The sequence below is a fragment of the Mycolicibacterium sp. CBM1 genome (assembly GCF_054073305.1).
In genome coordinates this window covers 41,707-53,376 of record NZ_JBSXPP010000013.1, presented here as the reverse complement: position 1 = coordinate 53,376, position 11,670 = coordinate 41,707, and the positions used below count along the sequence as shown (strand labels likewise).

At 62.0% G+C, this 11,670-nt stretch carries 7 protein-coding genes; 3 read left to right on the top strand and 4 right to left on the bottom strand.

Going from position 1 to position 11,670, the window contains the following annotated elements:
* Nucleotides 1-9: 9 nt before the first annotated feature.
* From rfbA to ACXDF8_RS17705, 3 genes are read left to right on the top strand one after another with little or no spacing between them, the layout of a single operon-like run.
* Entirely contained in the window at nucleotides 10-879 is an 870-nt protein-coding gene (gene rfbA, locus ACXDF8_RS17715) for a glucose-1-phosphate thymidylyltransferase RfbA (RefSeq protein WP_457224588.1), read from the top strand.
* A complete protein-coding gene (gene rfbB / locus ACXDF8_RS17710) occupies nucleotides 879-1,877 on the top strand; it encodes a dTDP-glucose 4,6-dehydratase (protein ID WP_457224587.1) in 999 nt (332 codons plus the stop codon). The genes rfbA and rfbB overlap by 1 nt, the downstream gene beginning before the upstream one ends.
* A gap of 17 nt (nucleotides 1,878-1,894) precedes the next feature.
* The gene (locus tag ACXDF8_RS17705; RefSeq protein WP_457224586.1) at nucleotides 1,895-3,331 is read left to right on the top strand and encodes a sugar nucleotide-binding protein; all 1,437 of its coding nucleotides are present in this window, start codon (nucleotides 1,895-1,897) and stop codon (nucleotides 3,329-3,331) included.
* A gap of 9 nt (nucleotides 3,332-3,340) precedes the next feature.
* Here the strand turns inward: ACXDF8_RS17705 and ACXDF8_RS17700 are convergent, their stop codons facing one another.
* The 4 genes from ACXDF8_RS17700 to ACXDF8_RS17685 form a co-directional block, all read right to left on the bottom strand.
* Complete coding sequence (locus ACXDF8_RS17700) at nucleotides 3,341-6,280, bottom strand: MMPL/RND family transporter (RefSeq protein ID WP_457224585.1); 2,940 nt, start codon at nucleotides 6,278-6,280, stop codon at nucleotides 3,341-3,343.
* A complete protein-coding gene (locus ACXDF8_RS17695; protein ID WP_457224584.1) occupies nucleotides 6,281-9,163 on the bottom strand; it encodes an MMPL/RND family transporter in 2,883 nt (960 codons plus the stop codon).
* A complete protein-coding gene (locus ACXDF8_RS17690) occupies nucleotides 9,160-9,579 on the bottom strand; it encodes an MmpS family transport accessory protein (RefSeq protein WP_457224687.1) in 420 nt (139 codons plus the stop codon). Before ACXDF8_RS17690 ends, ACXDF8_RS17695 begins: the two co-directional genes overlap by 4 nt.
* Nucleotides 9,580-10,112: 533 nt before the next feature.
* Nucleotides 10,113-11,507 (bottom strand): hypothetical protein, encoded by a 1,395-nt coding sequence (locus ACXDF8_RS17685; RefSeq protein WP_457224583.1) that lies wholly within the window; start codon nucleotides 11,505-11,507, stop codon nucleotides 10,113-10,115.
* Nucleotides 11,508-11,670: the final 163 nt, after the last annotated feature.

Sequence of the window (11,670 nt, the reverse complement as noted above, 5' to 3'; positions counted from 1 at the left end):
CATGACGCCATGAGGGGAATCATCCTGGCGGGGGGCTCGGGTACGCGACTGCACCCGATCACGCAGGGCGTCTCCAAGCAGCTGATTCCCGTCTACGACAAACCGATGGTCTACTACCCGTTGTCCACGCTGATGTTGGCCGGGATCCGGGACATCCTGGTCATCACCACACCGCACGACGCAGAGTCCTTCGAGCGGCTCCTTGGTGACGGATCACGGTTCGGGGTGTCGATCACCTTCGCCCAGCAGCCTTCGCCCGATGGGCTGGCGCAGGCCTTCACCATCGGCTCGGGTTTCATCGGATCGGACAAGGTCGCCCTGGTCTTGGGAGACAACCTCTTGTACGGGCCGGGCCTGGGCACCCAGCTGAAGTCGTTCGCCACCGTCGACGGTGGCGTGATCTTCGCCTATTGGGTGGCCGAGCCCTCCGCCTACGGGGTGGTGGAGTTCGACGGCGCCGGGATGGTCATGTCGCTGGAGGAGAAACCGAAGGTTCCCAAGAGTAACTACGCGGTCCCCGGGTTGTACTTCTACGACAACGACGTGGTCGACATCGCCCGTGAGCTGAGGCCGAGTGACCGGGGGGAGTACGAGATCACCGACGTCAATCGCGCCTACCTCGAGCAGGGCCGCCTGCGGGTGCAGGTGCTACCGCGTGGGACTGCGTGGCTGGACACCGGTACCTTCGATCAGATGACCGACGCCGCGGACTTCGTGCGCACGATGGAACGGCGGACCGGCCTCAAGATCGGGGTGCCGGAAGAGATCGCCTGGCGCCAGGGCTTCCTCACCGACGATGAACTACGCGATCGGGCCGACAAATTGGTCAAATCGGGATACGGCTCCTACTTGCTGGGGCTGCTGGAAAGGGGTCTGTAGTGGCTCGGCTGCTGGTCACCGGGGGCGCCGGGTTCATCGGATCGAACTTCGTGCACTATCTGGTCGAGCACTCCGACCACCACGTGACGGTGCTGGACAAGCTCACCTACGCCGGGAACTTGGCGTCCTTGGCGGGCCTGCCCGAGGACCGGGTGAGCTTCGTCCACGGTGACGTGGCCAACGCCGAAGTGGTCGACAAGCTGGTCGCCTCCGCCGACAGCGTTGTGCACTACGCGGCGGAGACCCACAACGACAATTCACTCGACGACCCGGAACCGTTCCTGCACACCAACCTGATCGGTACCTTCACACTGCTCGAGGCAGTTCGCCGCTACGGTGTCCGCTACCACCACATTTCGACCGACGAGGTCTACGGCGACCTGCCCTTGGACGATCCCGGCCGGTTCACCGAATCCAGCCCGTACAACCCGTCGTCGCCGTACTCGTCGACCAAAGCCGGTAGCGATCTGCTGGTACGAGCGTGGATGCGGTCGTACGGCCTGGCGGCGACGATATCGAACTGCTCGAACAACTACGGCCCATACCAGCACGTCGAGAAGTTCATCCCGCGCCAGATCACGAACGTCCTGCGCGGCACTCGCCCCAAGCTCTACGGCGACGGACTCAACGTCCGCGACTGGATCCACGCCGACGACCACTCGTCGGCGGTACTGCTCATCCTGGAAAAGGGCCGGATCGGCGAGACGTACCTCATCGGCGCCAATGGTGAAAAGGACAACAAGACCGTCGTCGAGTTGATCCTGACCATCATGGGCGAGCCTGCAGATGCTTATGAGAACGTTCCGGACCGGACCGGACACGACCTTCGGTACGCCATCGACGCGACCAAACTGCGCGACGAACTCGGCTGGCGGCCAATGTATCCCGATTTTGAGCACGGCCTGGCCGCGACGATCGAGTGGTACCGCACGCACGAGGACTGGTGGGCACCCGCCAAAGATGCCACCGAAGCGTTCTACGCCCGAATCGGGCAATGACAGGGGAGCGCAACTCAATGACGGAGCTCGGCAAGACGCTGCGCGCGGTGAGTACCGCCATTCCAGGGCTCACCATCTGGGAATTGCCCGTTCACGGCGACAATCGGGGCTGGTTCAAGGAGAACTGGCAGCGAGCGAAGATGGTGGCGGCCGGGATGCCCGACTTCGGGCCGGTGCAGAACAACGTGTCCTTCAACGAGTCCGCGGGTACGACCCGTGGGATTCATGCCGAGCCGTGGGACAAGTACATCTCGGTGGCGACGGGCCGGATCTTCTGTGCGTGGGTCGATCTGCGGGACGGTCCCACGTTCGGCACCGTGGTCACCGCGGAGGTCGACCCCTCGCGGGCCGTGTTCGTCCCGCAGGGCGTCGGCAACGGTTTTCAGACTCTGGAGCCCAATACCGCCTACACCTACCTGGTCAACGACCACTACTCCCCGGACGGTGTCTACACATCGCTGAATCCGGCGGACGAGACGATCGCCGTCGATTGGCCGATCCCGTTGGATCGAGCGGAACTCTCCGCGAAGGACCGGGCCCAAGGACCACTGTCCGACGTTGTCCCTATCCAGCCGCGGAAGACACTCGTGATCGGCGCCGGTGGCCAGTTGGGCCGCGCCCTTCGCGCGGAGTATGCCGACGCCGCCCACGTGGAGTTCGCCACCCGCGCCGAGCTCGACCTCACCTCGGGGGAGTTGGCCTCCGCACGCTCATGGCGTGACTACGACACGATCATCAACGCTGCGGCGTATACCGCGGTGGATGCCGCCGAGACCCCCGAAGGGCGTGCGGCGGCGTGGGCGGCCAACGTCGCCGGTGTGACTGAACTGGCGAGAGTTGCTGCCCAACATCGTCTTACGCTCATCCACGTGTCGAGCGACTACGTCTTCGACGGCACTGCGACACGGCCCTACCGCGAGGACGACCCGATGTCCCCGCTCGGTGTCTATGGGCAGACGAAGGCCGCTGGCGACCAGATCATCGCCACACTGGATCGGCACTACATTGTGCGAGCCTCGTGGGTGATCGGGGACGGACGAAACTTTGTGCGCACTATGCTTTCTCTCGCCGACCGCGGTATCGACCCGGCGGTGGTCGACGACCAAGTGGGTCGGTTGACATTCACCTCGGAACTGGCCCGGGCGATCCGGCACCTGACCGAAACCCGCGCGCCCTACGGGACGTATAACGTGACCGGGGCCGGACCGGTGACCTCCTGGGCCGATGTGGCGCGGCGCACCTTCGAGGTGGCGGGCCACGATCCGAACCGGATCACCGGGGTATCCACCGAGCAATACTTCAGTAAGGCGACGAATCCTGTTGCGCCTCGGCCCCACAACAGCGGGCTCGACTTGAGCAAAATCGAATCCACCGGATTCGTGCCGACGGACGCCGGTGAGGCATTAGTGGACTACGTCCGGTCGGAAATCCGCGCCACGTCTGGAGCCGGCTAGCCGATCCCGTCAAACCGTCGTCTTTGGTATCTCGGCGGTGACCGGATCGTCGTCGCTGTTCTCGCGCGCCAGCATGTAGGCCCGCACCGATGCACGCGTGCCTTCGGACCGGAGCATGAAGCTGGCCGGGCGTGGACGGACGATCTGCGGCCACCAGAACCACCGCCCGAGCAACACGGCGATCGATGGCGTCATGAACGACCGTACGACCAGGGTGTCGAACAGCAGTCCCAAGCCAATGGTCGTGCCGACCTGACCGATGATCCGTAGATCGCTGGTGACCATCGCGGCCATGGTGAACGCGAACACGAGGCCGGCATTTGTCACGACTTTTCCGGTGCCGCCCATGGCGCGGATGATGCCGGTGTTGATGCCGGCGCCCAACTCTTCTTTAATTCGGGACACCAGCAGCAGGTTGTAGTCGGAGCCGACCGCCAACAGCACGATCACTGACATCGGCAGCACCATCCAGTGCAGTTTGATCCCCAGAAGGTACTGCCACAGCAGCACTGAAAGCCCAAATGAGGCACCCAAGGAAAGCGCGACGGTGCCCACGATCACCAGCGACGCGATCAGGCTCCGCGTGATGATCAACATAATGATGAAGATCAGACAGAGCGCGCCGACGGCGGCGATCAGGAGATCGTATTTGGAGCCGTCGCTGAAGTCTTTGAATGTTGCTGCGGTGCCGGCGATGTAGATCGTGGACCCCTGCAAAGGGGTGGTCTTGAGGGCTTCCTCGGCGGCCAACCTGATCTTGGCGATACTGGCGATGCCTTCGGGGGACGCCGGTTCGTCCTTGTGCGAGATGATGAACCGCGCCGCTTTTCCGTCCGGCGACAGGTAAGCGCTCATCGCCCGCCTGAAGTCAGGGTTGTCGAATACTTCCGGCGGCAGATAGAAGGAATCGTCGTCCTGTGCGGCGTCGAAAGCCTGCCCCATGGCTGTGGTGTTCAGATTTGAATCGTCCAGTACTCCAAATGTGCCCGACATGGTGCTGTGCATTTTCAGCATCATGTCCCGCATCGACTCCATGATCGCGATCATCTGTGGGATTTGGGCTAGGAGCTGTGGCATCAGCTGATCTAAGTTCGCAAAGTGGACCAGCATCTCTTTCATTTTGTCGTTCAGTGAGGTGATGCCGTCGATCGCCTCGAAGATCGACCGGACCGTCCAGCACACGGGAATGTCGTAACAATGCGGCTCCCAGTGCAGGTAATTTCGGATCGGCCTGAAGAAGTCGTCGAAGTCAGCTGCGCTACCCATGAGCACCGTCACGAGTTGCGACATTTCCTTCGTCGTCAAGAAGGAGTTGTGCGTTATCGTGTTGAGCTGCTTCTGCAGTTCATACATGCGTTTCATCAACGCGATTTGTCTGTTGATCATCCCGACCTGCGTGAGCAGGTCGTTCATACGAGCTTTCATGAAAGTCAGGCTGCTTTGCATGCCTGCGTTCTGCATGTCCATGAGGAAGGGTATGGAGGTGTGCTCAATCGGCGTGCCCTCGGGCCGGGTTATCCCCTGTACACGCGAAATGCCCGGCACCTTGAAAATTGCTTTCGCCAGTTTGTGCAGGATCAGGAAATCCGACGGATTCCGCATGTCGTGATCGGATTCGATCATCAGAATCTCGGGCATCATCCTGGCTTGGGAGAAGTGCCGGTCAGCTGCGGCATTCCCGACATTGGCGGGCAGATTCTGCGGTATGTAGAGCCGATCGTTGTAGCTAGTCTGATAGCCCGGCAGCGCCAGCAGGCCAACCAGTGCGATCGCAATCGTCGAGACGAGAATGGGTACCGGCCACCGCACCACCGCCGTGCCGATGCGTCGCCACCGACCGGTTCTGATCCGGACCTTGGGGTCGAACAATCTGAAGCGGCTTCCGACGGCCAGAAATGATGGGACCAGTGTCACCGCCACCGCGACGGCGGCGAGCATGCCCACAGCGGACGGAACGCCCATGCTCTGGAAGATGGGCAGCCGGGTGAAGCTCAGGCACAGCATGGCGCCGGCTATGGTCAGGCCGCTTCCCAACACAACGGGAGCGACACTGCGGAAGGTGCTGTAGAAGGCGGTCTCGATGTCCTCGCCCGCCTGACGGGCTTCGTGGTATCGGCCGAAAAAGAAGATGCCATAGTCGGTTCCTGCGGCCATCGCCAGTGCAACCAGCAGGCTGGTGGCGAACGTCGAGAGCGCGATGACGTTGTGGTCGGCGAGAAACGCGACAACGCCGCGGGCAACGAGTACCTCAATGCCGACCGTCAACAACAGGCCAATGACCGTGACGATGGACCGATAGACCAGAAGAAGAACCGCGAGAATGATGACGCCGCCGACGGCGGTCATCTTGATCATGGAGTGGTCGCCGGCATGCTGCATGTCGGAGACGAGGGCGGCTGGGCCGGTGACGTAGACCGCGATGCCGGGCGGAGGAGGCGTGCGTTCGACGATGCCGCGGACCGCGGCAATCGATTGCTGGCCAAGCGTTGTGCCTTGGTTACCGGCCAGACTCAATTGCACGTAGACGGCCTTGCCGTCTTTGCTTTGGGCTCCGGCCGCGGTGAGTCGATCTCCCCACAAGTCCTGCACATGCTCGACATGCTTGGTGTCGCTCTTCAATGCGCGTATCAGCGTGTCGTAGTAGGCGTGCGCGTCGTCGCCGAGTTCCTGCTGCCCCTCCATCACCAGCATCGCGAAACTGTCGGAAGTGGACTCCTTGAACTCGCTGCCCATCCGGTGCATAGCTATAACAGCGGGGGCGTCCTGCGGAGCCATCGGTACCGAATGGTCTCGGCCGACGGTCTCCAGCCAGGGGACGAAGAAGGTGACGAGAACTGTCACCGCCAACCAGACCAGAATGATGATCGGCGACAGCGTTCGGATCGACCTCGCCCACAACGGCCGGTGGCGCTGAGTGGTCGGCTCTGTCCTGAGATCGGTTTCCGACACTTACTTCTCTTGGTTCAGCAACAAGGCGCGTACCAATGGACGCGGTCCCGTGGGCCGCAGCATGGCGCTGGCAGGGCGAGGACGTACCCGTTGTGGCCACCAGAACCAGCGGCCCAGCAATGCGGCGATGGACGGTGTCATGAACGCCCGCACGACGAGCGTGTCGAACAGCAGACCGATGGCTATGGTCGTACCCACCTGCCCGATGCTGATGACGTCGCTGACCATCATCGAGGCCATGGTGAACGCGAATACCAAGCCGGCAGTGGTTACCACCTTACCGGTGCCGGCCATTGCCCGGATGATGCCGGTATTGATACCGGCATGCAGTTCTTCTTTCATTCTGGCGACCAGCAACAAATTGTAGTCGGAGCCCACCGCGAGCAGAATAATTACCGTCATCACGAAGACAGACCAGTGCAATTGTATTCCGAGTAGGTACTGCCAAACGAATACCGCCAGGCCGAAGGACGCGCCGAGCGAAACGAGCACCGTGCCGACGATGACCATGGCGGCGATGAGACTTCGCGTCACGATGAGCATGACGATGAAGATCAGGCAAAGCGCTGAAACGACCGCGATGATGAGATCGAATTTCGTTCCGGTGACCGTGTCTTTGACCAGGGCTGCTGTACCGGACAGGGAAATCTGTGATCCCTCCAACGGGGTCCCCTTGAGCGCTTCCTCGGCTGCGCTCTTGATCGCATCGACCCGGCCGACGCCGTCGGGCGAGGTGGGGTCGCCCTTCTGGGAAATGAGCATCCGAGTGGCTTTGCCGTCCGGTGAGATGAAGATCTTCATGACCCGCTTGAAATCTTCGTTCTTGAAGACCTCGGGTGGAACATAGAACGAATCGTCGTTCTGGGCGGCGTCGAAAGCTTTGCCCATCGCGGTCGAATTGCTGCCGTTGTCGTCCATCTGGCTGAAGACGCCGGACATCGTGCTATGCATCGTGAGTAGCATCGCTCGCATGCTCGTCATGATCGCGATCATCTCGGGGAACTGCGCGAGCAGCTGAGGCATGATCACGTCCATCTGATCGAGATTCACCACGAGCTGCTGCAGCTTGTCGGTCAGCCCGTCAACCCCGTCGAGGATGTCGAAAATACTTCTCACCGCCCAGCAGACGGGGATGTCGAAGCAGTGTGGTTCCCAGTAGAAATAGTTTCGGATCGGCCTAAAGAAATCATCGAAGTCCGCAATATGGTCACGCAATTCCATGGTGATATCAGCCATTTCATGCGTGCTGATGACCATGCTGTGCATCGTTGCCGACATCTGCTTCATCAGGTCGTACATATGGGACATGATCGTGATGGTCTGTCCGAGCTGGTCGGCCTGGGTAAGCAGGTCTTCCATGCGTTGCTTCTGGAAGAACATGAATTGCTGCTGGCCGGCTTGCTGCGCGCTCATCAGATACGGGATCGTTGTGTGGGCGATCGGCGTTCCCTCGGGCCGCGTGACAGCCTGAACCTTCTCGATACCCGGAACGGCGAGCACGGCCTTGGCGAGTTTGTTCAGCACCAGAAAGTCTGCCGAATTGCGCAGATCATGGTCGGTCTCCACCATCAGAATCTCGGGCATCATCATTGCCGACGGCGGAAAATGCCGAGCAGCTGCGGTGATGCCCTGCGTGGCGGGAATGTTTCTCGGCAGGAAGTGCTGGTCGTTGTAATCGGGTTTGAATCCCGGCAGCGTCAGCAGCCCGACCAGCGTGACGGCCAACGACGCGACGAGGATCGGTCCCGGCCATCGGACGATCGCCGTTCCGATCCGGCGCCATCCGCGCGCCGCCTTCTTGCGCTTGGGCTCGAAGAGCCCGAAACGACTCCCCGCGGCAATGACTGCGGGCACCAGTGTGAGGGCGACCGCGACCGCGACCAAGATGCCCACCGCGCACGGAACACCGAGCGCTTGGAACGCGGGCAGCCGGGTGAAACTGAGGCAGAAGGTAGCTCCGGCGACTGTCAGGCCGGTAGCCAAAACGACATGGGCGACGCCGCGGTAGGTCGTGTAGTAGGCCGTCTCGCGGTCTTCACCGGCCAGGCGCGCTTCGTGATATCGCCCGATGAAGAAGATCCCATAGTCCGTTCCGGCCGCGATCACCAGAGCCACCATCAGGTTGACCGCGAAGGTGGTCAACCCGATGATCTCGTGATGTCCGAGTAGCGCGACGAATCCGCGAGCGGCCTGTAGCTGTATGCCCACCACCAGCAGTAAGACCAGCACGGTGAGTGGCGCACGGTAGACGATGAGCAGCGTCACCAGGATTACCGCGATGCTCACCAGGGTGATGGTGGTGACGGTGCTGTTGCCGCTGACGCTCATGTCGGCGGCAAGAGCAGCGGGTCCGGTCACATAGGTCTTGATCCCCGGCGGTGCCGGAGTCTCCGAGACGATGTGCTGCACAGCCTTGATCGACTCGTTGGCCACTGCTTCGCCCGGTTTACCGGAGACGACTATCTGAACGTAGGCGGCTTTACCGTCGTTGCTTTCGGCTGCGGCGCTGGTGAGTGGGTCACCCCAGAAATTTTGGATGTGCTGGACATGCTTGGTGTCGCTACGCAATTGGCGGATCAGCCGGTCGTAGTACTCGTGGGCGTCGTCGCCGAGGGGTTGTTGACCCTCCAACACGATCATGGCGGCCGCGCCGCCGTTGGCTGTTTCCTGAAAGACCTCAGACCCGCGCATAGCAGCTTTGTAGGACGGCGCATCGGTGGAATTCTGCGAGACCGCATGTTCGGCCTCCACCTGTTCCAAAGTTGGTACGCCGAGGGTAAAGCCGATGACAATCGCCAGCCAGCCCAAGATGACCAGCGCCGAGAACCTGCGGATCGTGTGCGCCACCCGCTCCTGCCCGGCGTGCAACTCATGGGTGCTCATGCGGCCTTCAGCAGGCAGGAGACGAATGAGCTTACTTCGTGAGTCGTGGTCTCTTCGGCCTTCACTTCGCCATCCACGGTGATACGGCACCCGATGGTCTCACTATCGCCTTGGGCGGCGATGCTGCCGATGCCTGCCGCCGCGGAGATCGGGAACTCCAGTGACCAGGGCAGCGTCGTGTCGGTGTGTACCGGGTTTCCGTCTTCGTCGAAATAGCTGATCTGAGCCGCCGTCCCCGGCGGCCCGAAAATCTCGTACTTCATTTTCTTCGGGTTGTAGGGCTTGCCCTTGTCGTTCTTGGTATCGCCATAGCTCAGAGTTTTCTCTGAGCCGAAGATGCCGTGTAGGCGCGAAACGGTCAGCCCCCCGGCAGCAAGCACGGCGATCACGACCAGCGGAATCCACAACCGCCCCAAAGACTTCAACATCGATCGCCGGTTTCGACGACCTTTGCGAGCCTCACGTGGTGCCGGCGGCTGTGGTGACGAATCAGCACCGGGCTGGGAGGGACTGTCGCGGGGCGGTAACGTGGCGACATCGGGCTGAGTTTGCTCAACGTCGGGCAAACGTCCTTCGATCACCGCAGGCCGACCTTTCCCGTCTTTCGAGCGCTTCCGCTTCTCACACCAGCCACCGGCTGGACTCTGGACCTATGCATCGAAGCGCGGCATCTCGCGGCAAGCCTCTGTGGCGGGCGTCACAGTCGCCCGTGCGGCTGTTCCCGCAAACGAGCGGTGCCGTCGAAAGCGCGACCGATCTCGACGAGAGTCAACCATGATGATGGCCTCCGTATGGGCACTTTGCCGATGCAACAGCGGAGCATACGCGCTTACGTATGCGTAAATCTGCCGTTACGGCTAACTGTTATATTGCCTTCATACTGGTTTCATTGACGCGTCCGCAAGCACTAAATGGTCGAGCGGATGGCATCAACTTCGGTGCGGTTTCGCTAGTCGATATCGCCGGTCAGACCGAACTCAGACAGCGTGCGCTCAGCGAGCACGCGCAATTCCGCCTTCGTCGTCACCGACCCCGGCTGGTAGCCGCGAACGCAGACGCCGACCTGGTTCATCTCCATTGAGGTGCCGACGAAAACCTGTAGCTGGCTTCCCGTTCGTTCGAGCCAGCCCCTCGTGACATGCTGGCTCGCTCCCCGGGCGAACATCCCGTCGCACAGCGTGCCGTCGGGGCGGCTCGCTGCCGGACCGGTGTCCCCGAGATTCGAACACACCGCGGGCCGCTCGGGGTCGCTGACCGCGTAGTCCATCAGATGTTTCCAAGCTCGCTTGGGGGTGAACGGAGTCAGTGCGACAAGCTCTGCCGACTCGTCGGGGGCGTCTTTCGCGTCCTTGAGCGCCTCTTTAATCGCGGCTCGGGCAGCGGTCAGATCGGTCGTCGCGCCTGCTGGGTCGACGCCGACCCGAACGAACGAGACGGCGACGGCGCGGGAATCCTCGGCGGTGCGGGTGTTGACGGTCAGCAACATCTTGACGTCTTCCGCGTTGCCGTGGACGCGGCCCATGTGCCGGTCGAGTCGCGCGGTGAACGCCGCGGCCAGCGCGCTTGCAGTTCCCGCCAAAGCCTCCGCGCGGGAATTCCACTGGTCCAACGGGATTCGGATCCAGACGTTCGGCACGATCACGAGGTCATTTGCCCCGCTCGTCGGCGCAATGGCCGGCAGTGACGCCTGTGCCCGAGTGTGGACGACATCTTGCTGGCGGCGGCGGGCTTCCTTTACCCCCGCGAGGAACGCCCGCGCGACGGCCGGTGCGTCTCGTAAGGTTTCGTGCGCATCTTGCACCAGTGCACTTAGGGCAGAGCGTGATCGCGGGGGTGGGTAGCCAAGATCGCGTGAAACTCCCCAGAGTGCCTCGGTCACGGCCACGGCAGCGCCGATGCCGTCGATGACGTAGTGGGACAGCACCAGGCTGATCGCGGTTGAACCGTCGTCGAAGGGTTGAACACCGATTCGCCAGCCGGGTCCCGATTCCGGATCAATAGGTAGTTGTGTGTGTTCGTCGAACCAGTTGCCGAGTTCGGGGCGAGGACGAGTGGCTGTCGCGACGTCGAGTTCGGCCGGATGCGGGTCGGCGACCCACCGCCATCGGCCGAATGGCAGCGGCGACCGCTCGATCAGCCTTCCCATCATGCCGTTGCCGAGTTCGAGGCGAAACCGCTCCAGTTGCTGGAGATCCACCGGGTGTTGGTAAAGCCAGCCGACCTGCATCACTTCCTTCTGGCCTACGGCGTGATGCCCCGCGTAGAAGGCTTGGTCCATCAGTACAAGCCGGTTGTCCAGCCGTTCATCGTTGGGTGCGGGCGCACGATGGTCCTGGATTGACACGAGCGTCAGGGTATCCGACCGGCTGTTCCGATTTGGCGAGGTTGGCCGGGGAACCGCAACGGCGCAATCCTCGGCGAAGCTCGCGCGGGAACCCTATTCTGCCGCTGTGATCACAAGTCGGCCCAGGGCTGAGAATCCGCAAGACGGCGCGCTGCCGGGGACT